General features: G+C 54.7%; 16 protein-coding genes. 3 read left to right on the forward strand and 13 right to left on the reverse strand.

The window, feature by feature from the left end:
* Positions 1-87 precede the first annotated feature (87 nt).
* The 4 genes from ABE504_RS25990 to ftsE all read right to left on the reverse strand — a co-directional run bounded on the left by ABE504_RS25990 (position 88) and on the right by ftsE (position 4,532).
* Positions 88-1,551 (reverse strand): S41 family peptidase, encoded by a 1,464-nt coding sequence (locus ABE504_RS25990; protein ID WP_430094520.1) that lies wholly within the window; start codon positions 1,549-1,551, stop codon positions 88-90.
* A 91-nt stretch (positions 1,552-1,642) separates the two neighbouring features.
* Positions 1,643-2,836, reverse strand: coding sequence for a murein hydrolase activator EnvC family protein (locus ABE504_RS25995; protein ID WP_430094522.1), 1,194 nt, complete (start codon positions 2,834-2,836; stop codon positions 1,643-1,645).
* Positions 2,837-2,938: 102 nt separating this feature from the next.
* Entirely contained in the window at positions 2,939-3,856 is a 918-nt protein-coding gene (gene ftsX / locus ABE504_RS26000) for a permease-like cell division protein FtsX (protein ID WP_430094523.1), read from the reverse strand.
* Entirely contained in the window at positions 3,846-4,532 is a 687-nt protein-coding gene (gene ftsE / locus ABE504_RS26005) for a cell division ATP-binding protein FtsE (protein ID WP_430078446.1), read from the reverse strand. The genes ftsX and ftsE overlap by 11 nt, the downstream gene beginning before the upstream one ends.
* Positions 4,533-4,827: 295 nt before the next feature.
* On the opposite strand from ftsE, the gene ABE504_RS26010 reads away from it, so the two are divergent.
* The 3 genes from ABE504_RS26010 to ABE504_RS26020 all read left to right on the forward strand — a co-directional run bounded on the left by ABE504_RS26010 (position 4,828) and on the right by ABE504_RS26020 (position 8,131).
* On the forward strand, positions 4,828-6,285 hold the full coding sequence (locus ABE504_RS26010; protein WP_430094525.1) for a VanW family protein: 1,458 nt from the start codon (positions 4,828-4,830) through the stop codon (positions 6,283-6,285).
* Positions 6,286-6,406: 121 nt separating this feature from the next.
* Entirely contained in the window at positions 6,407-7,240 is an 834-nt protein-coding gene (locus ABE504_RS26015; protein ID WP_430094527.1) for a DUF1700 domain-containing protein, read from the forward strand.
* Between the two features lie 3 nt (positions 7,241-7,243).
* Positions 7,244-8,131: a DUF4097 family beta strand repeat-containing protein gene (locus tag ABE504_RS26020; protein ID WP_430094529.1), complete on the forward strand. Its 888-nt coding sequence runs from the start codon at positions 7,244-7,246 to the stop codon at positions 8,129-8,131.
* 371 nt (positions 8,132-8,502) lie between these two features.
* Here ABE504_RS26020 and argH read toward each other — a convergent pair whose 3' ends face one another.
* The 9 genes from argH to prfB form a co-directional block, all read right to left on the reverse strand.
* Positions 8,503-9,915, reverse strand: coding sequence for an argininosuccinate lyase (argH, locus tag ABE504_RS26025; protein ID WP_430094531.1), 1,413 nt, complete (start codon positions 9,913-9,915; stop codon positions 8,503-8,505).
* 107 nt (positions 9,916-10,022) lie between these two features.
* On the reverse strand, positions 10,023-11,261 hold the full coding sequence (locus ABE504_RS26030; RefSeq protein WP_430094533.1) for an argininosuccinate synthase: 1,239 nt from the start codon (positions 11,259-11,261) through the stop codon (positions 10,023-10,025).
* A gap of 45 nt (positions 11,262-11,306) precedes the next feature.
* On the reverse strand, positions 11,307-12,266 hold the full coding sequence (gene argF, locus ABE504_RS26035) for an ornithine carbamoyltransferase (RefSeq protein WP_430094535.1): 960 nt from the start codon (positions 12,264-12,266) through the stop codon (positions 11,307-11,309).
* Between the two features lie 118 nt (positions 12,267-12,384).
* Positions 12,385-13,581, reverse strand: coding sequence for an acetylornithine transaminase (locus ABE504_RS26040; RefSeq protein ID WP_430094537.1), 1,197 nt, complete (start codon positions 13,579-13,581; stop codon positions 12,385-12,387).
* Between the two features lie 136 nt (positions 13,582-13,717).
* Complete coding sequence (gene argB, locus ABE504_RS26045) at positions 13,718-14,488, reverse strand: acetylglutamate kinase (protein WP_430094656.1); 771 nt, start codon at positions 14,486-14,488, stop codon at positions 13,718-13,720.
* 46 nt (positions 14,489-14,534) lie between these two features.
* The gene (gene argJ / locus ABE504_RS26050) at positions 14,535-15,758 is read right to left on the reverse strand and encodes a bifunctional glutamate N-acetyltransferase/amino-acid acetyltransferase ArgJ (RefSeq protein ID WP_430094539.1); all 1,224 of its coding nucleotides are present in this window, start codon (positions 15,756-15,758) and stop codon (positions 14,535-14,537) included.
* A 28-nt stretch (positions 15,759-15,786) separates the two neighbouring features.
* Positions 15,787-16,836: an N-acetyl-gamma-glutamyl-phosphate reductase gene (gene argC / locus ABE504_RS26055; protein ID WP_430094541.1), complete on the reverse strand. Its 1,050-nt coding sequence runs from the start codon at positions 16,834-16,836 to the stop codon at positions 15,787-15,789.
* Between the two features lie 523 nt (positions 16,837-17,359).
* Entirely contained in the window at positions 17,360-18,241 is an 882-nt protein-coding gene (locus ABE504_RS26060) for a YitT family protein (RefSeq protein ID WP_430094543.1), read from the reverse strand.
* Positions 18,242-18,396: 155 nt separating this feature from the next.
* A protein-coding gene (gene prfB, locus ABE504_RS26065) for a peptide chain release factor 2 (RefSeq protein ID WP_430094545.1) occupies positions 18,397-19,513 on the reverse strand; the annotation gives its coding sequence in 2 pieces (ribosomal slippage) (positions 18,397-19,440 and positions 19,442-19,513; 1,116 coding nt in all).
* Between the last annotated feature and the right edge of the window lie 44 nt (positions 19,514-19,557).

The raw sequence follows: 19,557 nt of genomic DNA on the forward strand, positions 1-19,557 counted from the left end.
AGGCCGCTACCGCAGCCTCCCTATCTATTTCGACCGCCAGCGCTCATTTCCTGCTGCGCCGACGCATTTTCCATCAACCTACCAACATTATTTCCCGATCTGCTTCTGCACTTGCGCAACCGCCGCTTTGAGCTGCGCGTCGTTCTTCGGATCGCGAATCTGCACCAGAATCGCCTTCTCGATCTTCGCCGCTGTATCCGGGTCAACTTCGCCGGTCATCGGCAGCTCGTTCGTGCGTTGGAACGCCTTCACGGCCGTTGCCGTTTTGTCGCTGAAATATCCGTCCGTCCGCTCGGTATTGAAGCCGAGCCCCGTCAGCATCAGCTGCAGATTTTTCACATCGTCGCTCGCCATATCCTGCTTGAGCACATCCTTCTTCGCCAGCGGAGCCGCTTTGAAGTAGGCCGGTTGATCGACCGCGATGTCAGGGGTGATGCCTTTTTTGTGAATCCAGTTGCCGTTCGGCGTCAGCCATTTGTACACGGTCATCTTAATGTTGCTGCCGTCGCCCATTTCCTTCTCGAACGTCACCTGCACCGTGCCTTTGCCGTAAGACGTTTCGCCGACGATTTTGCTGCCAACCGCTTCCTGGAACGCGCCTGCCAGAATCTCGGAAGCACTCGCGCTTCCTTTGTTGATCAACACTGTGACAGGGTAATCCTTCCCTTTGCCCGTTGAAGGCGTCGGTTCGCGCTTGCCATCGCGGTTCTCCACCTGCACGATCGGCGTGCCGCTCTTCACGAACGGATTCACAATGTCGACGACGACATTGAGCAGGCCGCCCGGGTCGTTTCTCACGTCGATGACCAGGCCTTTCATGCCTTTGGATTCAAGGTTTTTCAGCTCTTCCGCGAAACGCACAGCCGTATTGGAAGAGAATTGACGGATTTCGATTTTCCCGATTTGATCCGGGAGCATCTCGGCATACACCGTCTCCACGTCGATGTTATCGCGTACGACAATAACCTGCACCGGATCACCCGCGCCTTGACGGAGCAGATCCAGCTTCGCCTGCGTGCCTTTCGGCCCGCGGATTTTCATCACCGCTTGATTCAACGTCAATCCGTCCAGCTTCTCGCCGTTGACCGAGACGATGACGTCCTTCGCTTGAAGGCCCGCTTTCTCGGCGGGAGAGCCTTTGATTGGAGAGACGATAACAAACTTGCCTTCCTCTATCGACACCTCGGCACCGATGCCTTGGAACGAAGAGGAGATGCTTTCATCGAACTGCTTCGCTTCCTTTTGATCCATATAGACGGTAAAAGGATCCTCCAGCGACTCCAGCATGCCGTTAATCGCGCCGTTGACGAGCTCATCATGATCAGGCTGCTTTAAATATTTGCTCTCAATTAATTGAAACGTCGTGGAAATCTTGCTCAAATCCTTGCTCGTCAGCCCGGAACTCGAGGAGGCCGCTGAGGCCGTCCCGCCTGTCGCCTGCTCTTTCCGCCCCCAACTAAACGAGGGATCTGCAATCGTCAGTGTAACTATGCTGCTTGCAAACATCGCCAACAAAACAAAGACAATAACCGTTCGACCTTTAAATTGCAAAGTGCGATACACCACCTTATCCTCTATCCCAAATGAGCTCGCCTGTACTGTAGTATATGACAAGCCTTTCCATTTTTATAACCGGTTTGTCCTAGCGCAGGTACGGTTTGGGATCGACAGGCACTTCATTCTTCCGGACTTCAAAATGCAAATGGTTGCCGGTCGCTTGACCCGTTGAGCCGACGCCAGCAATCTTCTGACCGCGTTTGACAACGTCCCCGACTTTGACATAGATGCCGTCATTCATGATGTGGCCGTACAAGGTCCACATGCCGCCTCCGTGATCGACGATCACGCAGTTGCCGTATCCGTTCATCCACGACGCATAAATGACAGAGCCATTCTCGGCCGCGAGGATCGGTGTTGCTTTCGGTGCGCCCAAATCGATGCCTTTGTGGTTCTCAGGCTTGCCCGTCACCGGATTGATGCGGAAAATAAAATCCGACGTAAGCGGCGCCTGCACCGAAAGTGGATAGCCGAGTTTCCCGCCGGCATACGTGAATGGCGATTTCGTGTTCATCGCTTGACGCTTCTGTTCTTGAAGCTGCGATTCCTTCTTTGCCAGTGCCGTGATCTGCTGGTCGCTTTCCTCGGAAATCTCCTCAAGCGCCTTCTCTTGCTTCGAAAGGGACGCGATTTTTACTTCTTTCGCCTTCTCCTTCGCTTTCAAATCCTCACGAAGCGTTTCTGCGTCCGCATAGAGCCCTTGTACCTTCACAAGCTGATCTTCCGTCTCGGCCTTTTTCTGAGCGACTGTCGCTTTATCCTTCTTATTCGATTCTAGAATCTCTTTATCTTGACTCACGATCGATTTAAGAGCTTCCACCCGATTCAAAAAATCAGAAAAACTAGTCGCGCTCAGCAGCACGTCCATATAGGAAACGAAGCCGTTCGTATACAGAAGACGGACACGGGATTTCAGCATCGCATCGCGGCTTTCCACGCGCGCTTCCGCGTCATCCAGCTCCTTCGCGTTCTTCTCCAGCTCGTCCGACACTTGATCGATCTGCTCGTTCAGCTGCGTCAGCTTTTGGCTGGCCTCGTTCACTTGCGCGACAAGTTCATTCATGTCCTTCGTCGTCTGCTCTTTCTCGTTCTGAACTTTCGTAATCTGATTCTGCGCGTCGTTCTGCTTCTGCTGCATTTCTGCCTTCTGCTTCTTCAGCTGATTCAGTTGCTGGTCGATCTTCTCCGTTGCTGAAGCCGCGTAGCTCGCCGCAGGCGGGACTGTTACTGCCATGGCAATGCCGAGCGACAAGGCGGCAGGTATCAACTTTTTCTTCAAGCAAGTAGCCTCCCATTCTAGAGCTAGTTCAAGCATGTAAGCTTAATCTAGCATTTCGCATGCTATGAATCTTTGAAAATGAAGTGACGTGAAAAGCCTCCGCTACACGCGAAGGAACTTGCGCACAGAAATCAGGGAACCCCAGACGCCAATCACGATGCCCAAACCAAGCAATAGCACGAGCAGTGTAGGCGCAATATCTTCAAAAGGCGTTAGCTTAATCATCAGCAGATTCAGGTTGAGCGAGCTCGTGTTAAGCAGCTTCCAGTATCCGGCCAGAATAATCGCCGTAGGCACGAAAGAGCCAACAAAGCCAAGGAGCGCGCCTTCAATGAAGAACGGCCAGCGAATGAAAGAATTCGTCGCGCCCACGAGCTTCATAATGGAAATTTCACGCTGTCTCGCCAGGATCGTAATCTTGATCGTATTGGCAATCAGGAACACCGCGGTAAAAGAGAGCAGCAATACGATGCCGATCCCGATCCAGCGAACCACTTTCGTCACTTTGAACAGCGTTTCGACCGTTCCTTTGCCGTAGTTCACTTTGTAGATGGGCTTCGGATCCAGGCCGGTGTTGAGCGCCGAAATCTGATTAGCGGCGGCCGCGACATTGCGCGGATCGTCGACTTCGACCGTAAACGCATCATTCAGTGGATTGTTGTCGCCTTCAAAACCGTCAAGCAGCGACTTGCCGCTCTCGCCGAGCTTCTCACGCAAATACACTAGTCCTTCTTCCTTGGACACGAACTTAATCGATTTGACTTCCGGAATGGCCTCAATCTTAGTCTGCAATGCCGTGATTTGATCCTGAGGCGTGTTAACCTCCAGATATACGTTGATCTCAACTTGCTTCTCAATTTGACCGGCAATATCGTTCACGTTCAGCGTAATCAGAACGAAAATACCCAAAATAAACAGTGAGATGGCAATCGAGGAGATCGAAGCGAACGTCATCCAACCGTTCCGGATGACATTGCGGGTACCCTCCCGTAAATGCCGCGCTACTGTACTAATCTTCATAGCCGTATTCCCCCCGGTGTTGATCGCGAGCAATAAGGCCGTTCTCAATGGCAATCACGCGTTTGCGCATCGTGTTCACGATTTCTTTGTTATGTGTCGCCATGACGATAGTTGTGCCGCGGAAGTTAATTTCTTCCATCAACTTCATGATTCCCCATGACGTCTCGGGGTCCAGGTTTCCCGTCGGTTCGTCGGCGATAATGACAGATGGGTTGTTAATTATTGCCCGGGCAATGGCCACGCGCTGCTGTTCGCCACCGGAAAGCTGCGACGGAAGCGAATTGGCCTTGTCTTTCAAGTTGACGAGCTCGAGCACTTCCATCGTGCGCTTCTTAATCTGCTTCTTTGGCGCTTCAATGACCTCCATGGCAAACGCCACGTTGTCAAAAATCGACAGCTTCGGCAGCAGGCGATAATCCTGGAAAATGACGCCGATATTCCGGCGCACGTAAGGAATTTTGCGCTGTTTCAGCTTTTCGAGATTGAAGCCGTTAACGAAAATGTGGCCTTTGGTCGGACGTTCTTCTCTATACATTAATTTCATAAATGTCGATTTTCCGGCGCCGGATGGTCCGACGACGTATACAAATTCATTGCGGTCTACTTTAACGCTAATGCCTCTCAATGCATGCGTGCCGTTGGAGTACGTCTTCCATACGTCCTGCATTTCGATCACAGAATCACATCCTAATATAGGGATCTTTTAGCGGAGCTAAAAGTCTCTTAACTACCACCAAAACCCTCGGGCATCCGCCCAAGGTCACACTGCTGCACACGCAGCCTATATCAATTCGACACAAAAGCTGAAATTCCTGCTTATTCAGCATCTTTCTTCTTGGTGAATTCCGTCAAATCACCTGGCATTGTCGCTATTCGTCCCGAACGACGATTCTGTACTAAATGCTCTCCCCAATCGATACATATATAGAGTACAGGCCTTCACCGAATCGTATGTTAAGGAGGGGCAGTCCATGATACGGAAATTCAGCACGCTCACCTATTCGCTTGTCCTTGCGGCGGGTTTGTTCGCTCTCAGCGGATCGGCGCTTTATGTATACAGCACGCAATCCACACTTCCCTCCCATGTCACCGTCGGCGGATGGCAGGTAGGCGGCATGACCTATACGGCTTTCAAAAGCGAGCTCAACCAGCTCATCAGCAAGCTGTCCGCGGCTCCTGTCCTGCTGCTTTCGTCTCAGCCAGGGATTCCGAACAAGCAGCTTTCGCTCGGCGAGCTCGGCGTGCACTACTCGGCGGAGAGCATTGCGCAAGCGCTCAGCCCGCTTGTCGATGGCTCGCCGCTGACGCGGCTGAAAGCCCGCTTCGCGCTGCGGAGCACGCAGTTCCCGCTGGAAGCCGTGGTGAGCGAGGAGCAATTGAACGCAAAAGTGCAAGCTGCCTGGAAGGAACTCTACGCTCAGCGGCCGGTCAGCGCAAAGCGCATCCTGAAGGCGCAGGACCAAATCGACTATGCGCCCGAGATCAGTGTGCTGCGCGTCAATACGAAGGAGCTCGCCGAGGAACTGCAAGCGATCGCTTCCCGCTTGAACGGCTCGCCTCCCGCTGCGCCAATCCAGCTCTCGCTGCCGCTCTACGAGCTGCGTCCTCCCGTAACGGTAGACTCTCTCAAGCAGCAAGGCATCGATGGCAAAATTGCTGAATTCACCACGTCCTTCCCCCCATCCGGAGAGGGGCGTATCCATAACATTCGAGCGACCGCCGCGACCATTCAGGATGATCTGCTGGCACCGGGCGAAACGTTCGATTACAGCAAAATTATCGCCGAAACCGAAGCCAAATTCGGCTACAAAGAAGCGCCGGTCATCCTGAACGGCACGCTCGTGCCCGGTGTTGGCGGCGGCATCTGCCAAGTATCGACAACACTCTACAATGCCGTACTGCGCAGTGGCCTGCAAATTGTCGAACGGCGCAACCATTCCCTGCCCGTCAGCTACGTTCCGCTCGGACAAGATGCCACTTTTGCCAGCGGATATATCAACTTCAAATTCCGGAACAACACCGGAAGCTATTTGTGGATTCGGACAGAAACGACCGATAGGGCCGTAACCGTTAAGCTGTTCGGGCACCTGACACCCGGGATTACGTATGACATCGACTCCAAAATCGTCGAGACGATTCAGCCGCCAGTCAATTACGTGAACAACCCGAGCCTTCATCCTGGCGCTGAGCGGCCTATTAGTCCCGGCAAGGCAGGCTATAAAGTGGAGACGTATCGGATTAAACGGGAAAATGGCACGGCCGTAAGTCGGGAGCTTATCTCAAAAGATACCTACTCCCCTGTGCCGGCTGTTGTAGCAGCCAATCGCGGAGATGCCAAACCGGATCCTCGCACACCGGCTGCGCCCAAGCAGCCGATCATCGAAGACGGGGTCATGAGTTACGTGACACCGGAGGATTTGGGCCTATGACGGAAGCAAGGACAATTCCATACGAAAAAAGTGAGAGTCATATGACCGTAGTTACTACGTCATGATGACTTTTTTATTTTAAGCTAAGAATATGAAGGAACCGTGAAGGAGGCCAAATCTAGTGAGCAAAGCCGATTATTTCAAAGAATTAAACTACAGATTGCGCGGATTGCCAGACAAGGAGCGACAAAATATATTAGCGGTTTATGAGGAATTGTTTCAAAAAGCGTTGGAAAATGGCAAACAGGAATCCGATGTCGCCCAGTCGCTAGGTTACCCGCGTGTGCCGAACTGGGATGGCGCAAAACAGAATCCGAAGCCCCAGCAGCCAGAAACGCTTCGGACGGTAGCCCCAGAGGCTGTGCCGAACCCGGGATTCGCGTCAAGCGAGGCGGATGAACGGCAGACGCCTGTGTATGAGGAAACATTCACGGCACCTGAGTCTGAACCCGCGCTCCCGCCAATGACCGAGGAACCGCCGTACGTCAACCGGGATCTGCCGCCGCAGGCTGCGCGCTCGTGGGAGCCGCCTCCCTACACACCGCCGTACGCGCCCGATCACGAATCGGCGAACCGGCCGCCTTTTCCGCCGTACACGCCGCCGAACTATGCTTACCCAGCTAAGCAGGATTCGAGTATCAAGGCGATTATCATTTCGATTATGCTCGGTTTTTTCAACCTGATCTTCGTCGTTGGCCCTTGGTTCGGCCTCTGCGCAACGCTGATCGCCCTGTTTGTATCTGGCTTCGCGCTGATTATCGCGCCGATTATCGGAGCCTTAACCAGCATGGGCAGTGCATCCGGCAACGATCTGACTTTTATCCTGTTCGCGATGCTCGCCTGCTTCGGTCTCGGCGTCATCCTGACATCGATCAGCTCGTGGCTGATCAAGCTCTTTTTCAAACTCAGCTGGAAGTACATTCAATTTAACGCGAAACTGATAAAGGGGGCCTAAGCGATGCAACGTGGAGTCAAATTTTCCTTATTCCTCGGTTTTGTCCTGCTAGCGGTCGGTCTCGTCGGGGCAGCGGTCACTTTCAAATCACTGGATCTAACCGCCGGGTTCAGCACCATCAACGTAGAGAAAAAAGTCGCAGCAGCCGGCATTGATACCATCATCCTCAATACCGATACGTCAAGTGTTACATTCCTGCCCAGCAATACCGACGAGATCAGCGTAAGCCTGACCGGCTCGCTCCGTGAAGCAAATGCCGCCGACTGCACCTTGGAGGCTACGGTTGACAATGCAACAACTTGGCGTATTGATGCCTGTTCCCGCAGAGGACATATTCATTTTGGCTTTGATATCGACGAGTTTAAAAGTCTGTTCAGCGGCCAGAAATTCGGCTTGAAGACGGAAGTGCGCGTGCCCGACAAACTGTTCAAGGCCATCACCGTCAAAACGGATACAGGCATCATCGACCTTGGCTCACTGAAATCCGATAAGTTGACCGCAACCGCGGATACCGGATCCATTCATGTCGACCACTTTGAGGGCAAACAGCTCAGTCTGCAAACCGACACCGGCTCCATTCTCGTTGATGACGCGCAAGGCGATGTCAAGCTGCGCACCGATACCGGCCAAATTAACGCAGCCCTTGCAGCAATCGGCAACGAGGTCAGTCTGAGCGCCGATACCGGCTCCATTCGCCTGCAAGTGCCATCCAAAATCGATAACGTCAGCTTCGATCTCCGCTCGGATGTGGGCAGCGCCCGTTTGAATGTCCCTGCCGTCGATGTACAAGAAAGCAGCCGCACATCAGTCAAAGGCATCATCGGCGACGGCAGCAAAAAGGTGAAAGCCACAACCGACACTGGCTTTATCGAGGTGCGGACGCGGGAATAGTGAGGATGGAAATCCTCTCCTAGGCCCACTGCCTCGCAGCCTGTGCGTGTACGACAACGTATGTGCGCAGGAAAAAGTTTAACGGTTGCCTTGGGGCCTATTTCGCTGAAAATGCACCATTTCAGATGCTAACGGTTGCCGCAGCGCTTATTGGCAGCATTGCCGGCGAAATCTTGTCAATTTTGGCTCAATAGCCACTGTCATAACCGTTACAACCTGCACAACCGCAATTTCGATAGAATAGGCGCTGTGGTAACCGTTACGAACGTCCTCATGAAAGTACAAAAAAGCTTCCTCCCACAATCGTGGTTGGAAGCTTTTTGCGCTATGGCTGGTACACCGGAACGGAATTGACCAGGCGCTTTGCCGGGTTACGCTTTTTCCAAATAAGCGTTCAGCCAAGCCTGCGACTCGGCAAGCACGCTCTCGGCACGGCCGATCGCTTCGCTGACTTGGTTCGTCGCCGTACCGCCGTACACGTTGCGCGCATTGACGACTTGCTCCGGCTGGAGCACCGCGTAAATATCGGACTCGAACAGGTTCGAGAACGTTTTGAACTCTTCGATGCTCATATCGAGGAGGTATTTGTTGTTCTGGATGCAATAGAGCACCGTTTTGCCGATGACTTCGTGCGCTTGGCGGAACGGCAAGCCCTTGTTCACCAGGTAATCCGCGATGTCCGTCGCGTTGGAGAAGTCCTGGTTCACGGCTTGACGCATGCGGCCGGTGTTCACTTTCATCGTGGACACCATCGGCGCAAACAATTGCAGCGCGCCTTGCAGCGTGCGAACCGTGTCGAACATGCCTTCTTTATCTTCCTGCATGTCCTTGTTGTACGCCAGCGGCAGGGATTTCAGGACGGTCAGCAGACCGAACAGGTTGCCGTAGACGCGGCCTGTTTTGCCACGGACGAGCTCGGCGACGTCCGGGTTCTTCTTCTGCGGCATGATGGAGCTGCCGGTACAGAACGCGTCGTCGAGTTCAATGAATTGGAACTCGGTCGACGACCACAGCACCATTTCCTCGCAGAAGCGAGAAAGGTGCATCATGATCATGGACGCGTTGGAGAGGAACTCCAGAATGAAGTCGCGGTCGCTGACCGCGTCAAGGGAGTTCTCGTATACGCGTCCGAACCCGAGCTGCGCCGCCACGAAATGGCGGTCGATCGGGAACGTCGTGCCGGCGAGCGCGCCAGCGCCGAGCGGCAGCATGTCGATGCGCTTGTAGCTGTCCTGCAAGCGCTCCAGATCGCGGCCGAACATGCTCACGTACGCCATCAAGTGGTGCGCGAACAGAATCGGCTGCGCCCGCTGCAGATGCGTGTACCCCGGGATAATCGTGTCGAGATTTTCCTTCGCCTTCACGATCAGTGCCTCTTGCAGCTTCACAAGCAAGCCGACGAACTCAACCACGCGCTTGCGCAGATATAAATGCATGTCCGTTGCCACTTGGTCGTTCCGGCTGCGGCCTGTGTGCAGCTTTCCGCCGACAGGGCCGATCAGGTCGATCAGCGTTTTTTCGATATTCATATGAATATCTTCGTTTTGAATCGTGTACTCCAGTTCGCCGCGGCGAATCATGCCCTGCACCTGCAGCAAACCGTCTTTGATCTTCTCGACGTCGTCCGCCGGAAGAATGCCGCATTTGCCCAGCATCGTCACATGCGCCAGGCTGCCTTCAATATCTTCCTCGGCCAGCTCTTTGTCGAATGTAATCGACGCCGTATATTCTTCGACCAGTTGGTCGGTTTTCTTCGTAAAACGTCCACCCCAAAGCTTAGACACCTTGCATAGCTCCTCTCAGATCGTGAATCTTTAACGCCCTTCGCGGCACATGCGCCCTACCGCCAGATAACCCAAAGGCTTTCCCCCAAGGGAAAGCCCGTCATACCTTATTTGTTCGCGTTTTGCTCCACGCCAGAACCGACTTTGAGGCGCAGCGCGTTCAAGCGGATAAAGCCAGTGGCATCCCCTTGATCGTACGCTTTCGTTGGATCAGCTTCCATTGTCGCGATATCCGGGTTGTACAGGGAAACCGGGCTCTTCACGCCGGCGCCGATAACGTTGCCTTTGTACAGCTTCAAGCGAACCGTACCGGAGACGTTCTTTTGGCTCTCGGTCACCAACGCTTGGATCGCCAGACGCTCAGGCGCGAACCAGAAGCCGTTGTACACGAGGGACGCGTACTTGGAGATCAAGGAGTCACGCAGATGCATGACATCGCGGTCCATCGTGAGGGACTCCATTTTGCGATGAGCTGTGAAAAGAATTGTACCGCCTGGCGTTTCGTACACACCGCGGCTCTTCATGCCGACGAAACGGTTCTCCACCATGTCGACACGGCCGATGCCGTGCTTGCCACCCACTTCGTTCAGCGTTTCCATCACTTGAAGCGGCGTCAAGCGCGTACCGTTGATCGCAACGCAGTCGCCTTTTTCAAACTCCAGCTCGATGTATTCCGCTTGGTCTGGCGCATCCTCAGGGTCAACGCTCAGCACGAACATATCTTTGTTGGACGTTGCGGACGGGTCGAACCAAGGATCCTCCAGCATGCCGCTCTCGAAGGAGATGTGCAGCAGGTTGCGGTCCGTGGAATAAGGCTTCGCCGCAGATGCCGTTACTGGAATGCCATGCTTTTCAGCATAAGCGATCATTTCTGCACGGCCCGGGAACTGCTCGCGGAACTCTTCCAGACGCCAAGGCGCGATCACGGAAATCTCAGGCGCAAGCGCCGCTGCCGTGAGCTCGAAGCGCACTTGGTCGTTGCCTTTGCCGGTAGCGCCGTGAGCAATCGCAGTAGCGCCTTCAGCGCGAGCGATTTCTACCATGCGTTTCGCGATCAAAGGACGCGCGATGGACGTGCCAAGCAAGTATTGGCCTTCATAAAGCGCAGCCGCTTGGAACATCGGGTTGATGAAGTCCTTCGCAAACTCGTCGCGCAGATCGTCGATGTAGATTTTGGAGGCGCCGGTTGCGAGCGCTTTTTCTTCCAAACCATCCAGCTCATCTTTTTGCCCGATGTCCGCCGTGAAGGCGATAATTTCCGCGTCGTACGTTTCTTTCAACCATTTGAGGATAACCGAAGTATCCAACCCGCCGGAATAGGCGAGTACGATTTTTTCCTTAGCCATGTCGTTTCTTCTCTCCGTTTCGCTAATTTACAAAGGATATAAGGATTAGACCATCGTTGCGGCCATGATCGCTTTTTGCGCGTGCAGACGGTTCTCCGCCTGATCAAAAATGATGGAATGCGCGCCGTCGATAACGCCTTCGCTCACTTCTTCGCCGCGATGTGCCGGCAGGCAGTGCATGAACAGGTAATCGGATTTCGCATATTTCGCGAGTTCCTCATTGACCTGATAGTTCGCGAACGCGATTTCGCGCTCTTTTTGCTCGGCTTCAAAGCCCATGCTCGCCCATACGTCCGTATAGACGATATCAGCGTTCTCAATCGCTTCGCGCGCGCTGGTCGTCACGAGCAAGGAACCGCCGGACTGTGCCGCGGCCTCTTTCGACTGCTTGATGACACTCGCATCCGGCATATAGCCTTCCGGCGAAGCGACAGCGAAGTCCATGCCAAGCTTGGCAGCGCCCATCATCAGGGAGTGCACCATGTTGTTGCCATCGCCGATGTACGCGACTTTGATGCCTTTGAGGCGACCTTTTTTCTCCAAAACGGTCTGGTAGTCCGCCATCACTTGGCAAGGGTGCGCATGATCCGTCAACCCGTTAATAACCGGCACTGTCGCCCCTCTAGCGAGGTCGATTACCTTTCGGTGCTCGTATGTGCGGATCATAATGCCGTCCAGGTAACGGGACAACGTTTGCGCAGTATCCCATACCGTCTCGCCGCGTCCGAGCTGCAGGTCGTTTTTGCTCAGGAAGAGCGCTTGCCCGCCCAGCTGATACATCCCCACTTCAAAAGACACGCGCGTCCGTGTAGACGACTTCTCGAAAATCATGCCCAGCGTCTTGCCCGCTAGAATCGGGTGCGGTTCGCCGGCTTTTTGCTTGCGCTTCAGCTCAATCGCGTACCCAATCAAATACTCTAATTCTTCCGGTGTATAGTCAACGAGAGCAAGAAAATCCTTGCCCTTGAGCTGAGCAGCCATTTCTTCCTTTACACTACTAGTCATCCGAACACAACCTCTCTCTATAAAATGCGGTTAAAGATAAACGGCTCCGCCGTCCCTTTAAGGACGGATGCGTTTACTGATGACATGGAGCTACTTCGAGGATAAACTTTCCGACATGTTAAATGGAGCTCGCTGCCGCTGCCTTTTGGGCAAGCACGTCGCAAACGACATCTAACGCGCGATCCAAATCTTCCTGCGGAATCGTCAGCGCCGGCACCAAACGAATGACGTTCGGCCCCGCCGGAATGACGAGCACGCCTTGCTTGTGAATCTCACTTATGATCTCACCCGCAGGCTGTGTGCATGCAATGCCGATCAAAAGCCCCACGCCGCGGATGCTGTCTACAAGCGGATTGCCTGCCAGTTTCGCTTCCAGCGTCTTCACGGTGTAGTCGCCAATCTCCGCTGCGCGCTCCGGCAATTTCCCGGAAATAATCGTATCCGTCGCCGCAAATGCCGCTGCCGTCGCAATCGGCGTACCGCCGAACGTTGAACCGTGGCTGCCTGCGTTGAACGCTTCTTTCAGGAAATCTTTGCCGAGCATCGCACCGATCGGGAAGCCGCCGCCCAAACCTTTGGCCAGTGTAAAAATATCCGGCTCCACGCCATAGTGCTCGTAAGCGAACAATTTGCCTGTGCGGCCCATGCCCGTTTGGATCTCGTCGCCGATGAGCAGAATGCCTTCTTGCTTGCAAAGCTCCGCAAGCTGCTTCACGAACGTCGGATCCGCCGGCAGCACGCCGCCTTCGCCTTGCACGAACTCCAGCATAACGGCTGCTGTTTTGTCATTGACCAACGCACGAACGGACTCAATGTCGTTGTATTCCGCATAAACAAAACCTTCCGGAAGCGGCAGGAAGCCTTCCTTCACTTTATCCTGGCCTGTCGCTGTCAGCGTCGCAAGCGTACGTCCGTGGAAGGACATGTTGAACGTAATGATCTCATAACGTCCGTTGTTCAACACCTTTTGGTGATAACGGCGCGCAATCTTGATTGCCGCTTCGTTCGCTTCCGCACCCGTGGAGCAGAAAAACACTGCATCCGCACAGCTGTTCGCCGTCAGCAGCGAAGCCAGCTTCTCCTGATTCGGAATGTGGAACAGGTTGCTCACGTGCCACACTTGATTCAGCTGCTCGATCAGCGCTTCCTTGACCGCCTGCGGCGCATGCCCCAGATTCGTGACGGCGATGCCGCTCATCAAGTCGATGTACTCCTTGCCTGTGTCGTCCCACAGACGGCTGCCTTCACCTTTTACCAGCGTGATCGGATATCTGCCGTAGGTTGGAAACAGCGAGCTCGTTCCTTGTTCTTGCATGTACAATCCCTCCTAAAATGGTCTGTTAGGGCTCGTTTCTCGTTCGTGTATGCTTGCAGCGGCTTAGGTCGCCAGTCGCCTCGGAGAGCGGATGCGGGTCATATGCACCCCGACCTCACCTGCGGCCCACGCCTAATTACCGCACAATTCGCGTGCCGATGCCCCCGTCTTTGAGCACTTTGCTCAGGACGTTTGGCTCCGTTCCGTTCACAATGACCACTTCCTGCACTTTCCCTTGTATACATGCAATCGCTGCGCGAACCTTCGGAATCATGCCGCCGTAAATATCGCCGCTCGCGATCATCTCTTCAATTTGCGCGACGCTGACCACAGGCAGTACCTGCTTCTCGCCGTCGACGACTTTCATGATGCCCGGCACATCGGTCACCACGATCATTTGTTCCACGCCCAAATGGGACGCCACCGCGCCCGCTGCGGTATCCGCATTGATGTTGTAGCGCTGGCCGCCGTCGCTGCCAAGGCCCACCGGCGCAATAACCGGGATGTAGCCCATGCCCACAACCCCTTGAATGAGCGCTGCGTTGACGTTGGTCACGTCGCCGACAAGGCCGACCTCGTGGCTGTTCGCCACAGGCTGCGCTTCAATGAGGTGGCCGTCCACGCCGGACAGGCCGAGCGCTTTCGCGCCCGTCAGTTGAATGCGCCGGACGATTTCCTTATTGATCTGGCCGGACAGCACCATCTCCACCACGTCCAGCACCGCTTCGTTCGTCACGCGCAGCCCGTTCACAAAACCGGACTCGATGCCGAGCTTGCCGAGCGTCTCCGAAATCGCAGGGCCTCCGCCGTGCACGATGACCGTAACGATGCCTTCTTCTTGCAATTGACGCATATCTTCAAAAAAGCTGGCCGGCAGCGCCGCAAGCGTGCTGCCCCCGCATTTCATTACAAAGCAATTGTTCTTCACCGCTGTGCTCCTCCTTGTAAAACCGTTACGTCCGGTATGCTGCGTTAATCCGCACATAATCATAGGTCAAGTCGCAGCCCCAACCGGTCGCTTTGCCCGAACCCATATGTAAATTGACGTGAATTTGAATGGTATCTGTTTTCAAATAAGCGAGCGCCGCTTCCTCGTCGAACTTCACCGGACGCGACTGCTCCAGCACCGCGATGTCGCCGAGGCGAATATCAACGGTGTTCACATTGACCGGCTGACCGGAGTAGCCGACCGCTGCAATGATGCGGCCCCAGTTCGCATCCGCGCCGTACACGGCGGATTTGACCAAGGAGGAGCCGATGATGGACTTCACGATCTTGCGCGCTGCCTCATCGCTCTCTGCGCCGATAACCGTCGTCTCGATCAGTTTCGTTGCGCCCTCGCCGTCGCGCGCAATCGCCTTCGCGAGGTACTCGCCGACGTACTGGAAGCCTGCCGCGAACGCGTCCCAATCCGGGTGCCCCGGATGGAGGGTATCACCGCCGGCCAAGCCGCTGGCCATCACCACGACCATGTCGTTGGTGGAGGTATCGCCATCAACGGTGATCATGTTGAACGTGTTATCCGTCACCTTGTTCAGCAAGAGCTGAAGGTGTTCACTAGCAATCGGCGCGTCGGTCGTCATAAAACCGAGCATCGTCGCCATGTTCGGGTGAATCATCCCCGAACCTTTGGCCGCCCCGGCAATGTGAATCTCCTTGCCGCCCACAACCACACGGACGCACGTCATCTTCTGCACGAGATCCGTCGTCAGGATCGCCTGGCAGAAGTCTTCGCCACCGTCTGCCTTTACCTTCGCCGGCAGCTGCTCGATGCCGCTCAGCACCTTGCCCATCGGCAGCAGTTCGCCGATGACGCCTGTGCTCGTGACGCCGACTTCGTGCTCCGCCACGCCCAGCGCCTTCGCGCTGGCGGCGCGCATCGCACGTGCGTCGTCCTCGCCCTGCTGGCCCGTGCACGCGTTAGCGTTGCCGCTGTTCACGATCATCGCCTGCAGCTTGCCGCCTTGGGCGATGCTCTCCTGCGTCACGCGCAACGGCGCCGCCTGGAACGCGTTCAGCGTGTACACGCCCGCCGCTGCCGCCGGCACATCACACAGGATCGCGCCGAGATCGAAGCGCTCCGTCTTTTTGAGTCCGCAGTGCAGTCCGCCTGCGCGAAAACCTTTTGGCGTCGTAATCGTGCCCTCCGGCACCACCGTAAAGCTTGCTTGATCCATCGTCTTCGTAATCTCCCGTCTTCGTCAATTATGGAAACACAGGGGAGAACAACAAGCCTGTTGTTTCATCCCAGCCATACATTAAGTTCAAGTTCTGAATCGCTTGCCCCGCAGCGCCTTTCACCACGTTGTCGATCACGGAAACAATCGTCACGCGGTTGGTGCGCTCATCCACAGCAAAGCCAATATCGCAATAGTTGGAGCCTGCGACTTCTTTGGTTGCGGGCGTTTTGCCTGCTTGACGAATCCGCACGAACTTACGGCCTTCGTAGTAGGCTTTGTATTTATCAATGAAGTCCTGCGCCCCGTGCTCACCCTGAATCGTCGCATACATCGTCGACATAATGCCGCGCGTCATCGGTACCAAATGCGTCGTGAACGTCGTGACGACCGGTTTGCCCGCAACCCGGCTGAGCGCCTGCTCGATTTCCGGAATGTGCTGATGTTTGTTGATTTTATAAGCAGAGAAGTTCTCGTTTACTTCTGCATAGTGCGTGCCGAGGCCCACACCGCGCCCTGCACCGGATACGCCGGATTTGGCATCAATAATAATCGTCGACGGATCGATCCACCCCGCTTCAACCGCAGGAATTAAGCCCAGCAAGGTCGCTGTCGGATAGCAGCCTGGATTCGCGATCAAATCCTGGCCCTTCACTTCGTCGCCGAAAACCTCGCAGAGGCCGTACACCGAACGCTCCAGCATGTCTGCGGATGCCGCCGGCTTTTTATACCATTGCTCATACTCGCTGCCCGACTTCAAACGCAAATCGCCCGAAATATCGATCACCTTCAGCCCTGCTGCCAGCAGCTTCGGCGAGAGTTCCGCACTCACGCCCGCTGGTGTTGCCAGGAACACAACATCCGCTTTACCTGCGATCAAATCCACGTCCAGCGCATCCAGAACATCCACAACGACTTCCTGCAAATGTGGAAAATGATCCGCCAGCGGCGCCCCCGCATTGGATGTGGAAATAACAGACGTAATGTGCGCATAAGGATGTGCCTGCAAAAGACGAATAACTTCCGCACCACCATAACCTGTTGCTCCAATAATTGCCGCTCTCACTGTGTGGCTCATGCAATTCCCTCCGATGTCCTCAAAAGATATGTATTATTATACAGTCGCATACATAATAATTCAATGAATTTTTTTGCGCTGTTTGAAAAACGGCTGCTGCGTAAAATCAAGGAATTCCAAGGGGTTTTAGGCGAAAAATCGACAATCTTTAAGTTTCCGGAATTGTCAGATTTCTCGGCATGTTATGCACGTTATGCAGCGTTTTTCCGCATTTCTTGCATAAGTGGATGAAAGACCAGCTTGTCCACTCGATGGCCAGGATTCGCCCCGCAAAAACAGCTCCATACGGTACCCTGCTTATTATCGCAAACTAGCGGATTGAAAGGCAAATGTTTCTTTTTATTTTCCGCGGGTGGCTTATGCTGTGAACAACTTTGTGGATTATTCACAAGTTATCAACAAGTTGTGCACATCTCTCTGGATAACTTTAGATGCCCGCCAGACCTTATCCCGCCTGACTTTCACAAAAAGAAGAGGCAAGCGCTCCCTGCCTGCCTCTTAATTATCCACAATTTTCTGTTCGCTAGGCATGATGCTTGAACCCCTCGCCCAGCACCTCATTTGTTTCGCTTATAATGACAAAAGCCTGCGGATCCACCGACCGCACCAGCGTCTTCAGCCGGATGACCTCGTTCTGCTTCACGACGACCATCATGACGGTTCGCGATTCTCCGGTGTAACCGCCCGCCCCGTTCAGTTCGGTCAGCCCCCGATCCAAGTCAACGAGGATCGCTTTGCGAATCGCCTCCGTATGGTCGGAGATGATTAACGCCACCTTTGCATAATTGAAGCCGAGCTGCACAATGTCGATCGTTTTGGTTGTGACGAACAGCGCGATCAACCCATACAGCGCATTCTCCGGCGTAAAGACGAAGGCCGATAACAGAATCACGATGCCGTCAAAAATGGCCACACACATCCCCAGGCTCAGCCCCGAGTACTTGTGCAAAATCTGCGCCGCCAGCCCGAAGCCGCCCGTCGAGCCGCGGCCTCGGAACACGATGCCGAGTCCCAACCCCACGCCGATCCCGCCGTACAGGGCGGCGAGCAGCGGGTTTTGCGTCGACTCCCCAATATGGCTGGTGATCAGGACGCAGAACGGGAAGACGATCGAGCCGACGATCGCCTTAATGCCGAACTTCTGGCCCAGCAGCCACAGCGCCAGCAGCAAAATCGGGATGTTCAGCGACCACTGCGTAATTGCCGGCGCAATGTCCGTCAAATGCTGCACGACGGTCGACATCCCGGCAACCCCACCCGATGCAATATGATTCGGGTTCAAAAAACTGTTAAAACTCGCCGCCATAATGAGCGAGCCCACAACGAGCAGCACGTATTCCACGATGGTATGCGCGGGGCTGCCCATCTTGATTCTCGGTTCTTTTCTTCTGGGCACGGGATGCATGCCCTCCTCTCTCGGTGCACAAGCCGCTCACTTGACCTTAAAGCGTTTATCTATACGCTTCCTTAAATGCTTGCCGTCCATTCACATCCGCACACAGCAAATAGGACGGAGCACATGCTTTACATGCTTCGTCCTATTCCATGTCCGACCTCTATTTAGCTTTGCTCCGGCTTCCGAATCTGGTGCCGCAGATACGCGTCGATAAACGTGTCCAGGTCACCGTCCATGACCGCGCCGATGTTGCCTGTCTCCGCAGATGTTCGGTGATCCTTCACCATGCTGTACGGATGGAACACGTAGGAGCGGATCTGGCTGCCCCACGCGATGTCCGACACTTCGCCGCGGATCTCCGCTAGCTTCTTCATCTGGTCTTCGATCTTCTTCTCGTACAGCTTCGAGCGCAGCATCTTCATCGCTTTCTCGCGGTTCTTGATCTGCGAGCGCTCTTGCTGACAGCTCACTACGACGCCCGTCGGCATGTGCGTAATTCGCACAGCCGAGTCCGTCGTATTGATGTGCTGACCGCCGGCGCCGCTGGCGCGGTACGTATCGATTTTGAGATCCTCGGTGCGGATCTCGATCTCTGTATCGTCGTCGATCTCCGGCATGACGTCGCACGACACGAAGGACGTATGACGACGGCCGGAGGCATCGAACGGCGAGATCCGGACGAGCCGGTGCACGCCCTTCTCCGCCTTCAAATAACCGTAGGCATTGAAGCCTGTGATCTGCAGCGTGACACTCTTCACGCCAGCTTCGTCGCCGGGCAAATAGTCGAGTACCTCGACTTTGTAGCCCCGCTTCTCCGCCCAGCGGCGGTACATGCGCAGCAGCATCTCCGCCCAATCCTGCGACTCGGTGCCGCCCGCTCCCGGGTGCAGCTCCAGAATCGCATTCAGCCGGTCATACGGCTGATTGAGCAGGAGCCCCAGCTCGAACGTCTCGAGCTTCTTGACGAGGGCCTTGATGCCGTTCTCGATGTCTTGCACGAGACCGGCATCGCTTTCCTCTTCCTCGAGCTCTACCATGACCTGAAGGTCATCGAACTCGCTCGAGAAGCCCTGGAACTGATCCACAACGCTCTTAATCGCGTTGAGGTTCGCAATCGTCTTCTGAGCACGTTCGTTATCGTCCCAGAAGTCGAGCGCTCCCATTTTTTCCACGTAATCGGCAATCTCTTCGAGCTTATGATCTAAGTCAAAGAGACCCCCTAAGTTCGGTTAGTCGCTTTGCTGTCTCGCGCAAATCCTGTTTTACTTCTGGTTCCAGCATTGTCTTACACCTCATTTATTCCGCATCACGGCGGTGGCCCTCGC

It is taken from the genome of Paenibacillus oryzisoli (genome assembly GCF_050467285.1).
Taxonomy (GTDB): Bacteria; Bacillota; Bacilli; order Paenibacillales; family NBRC-103111; genus Paenibacillus_E; species Paenibacillus_E oryzisoli_A.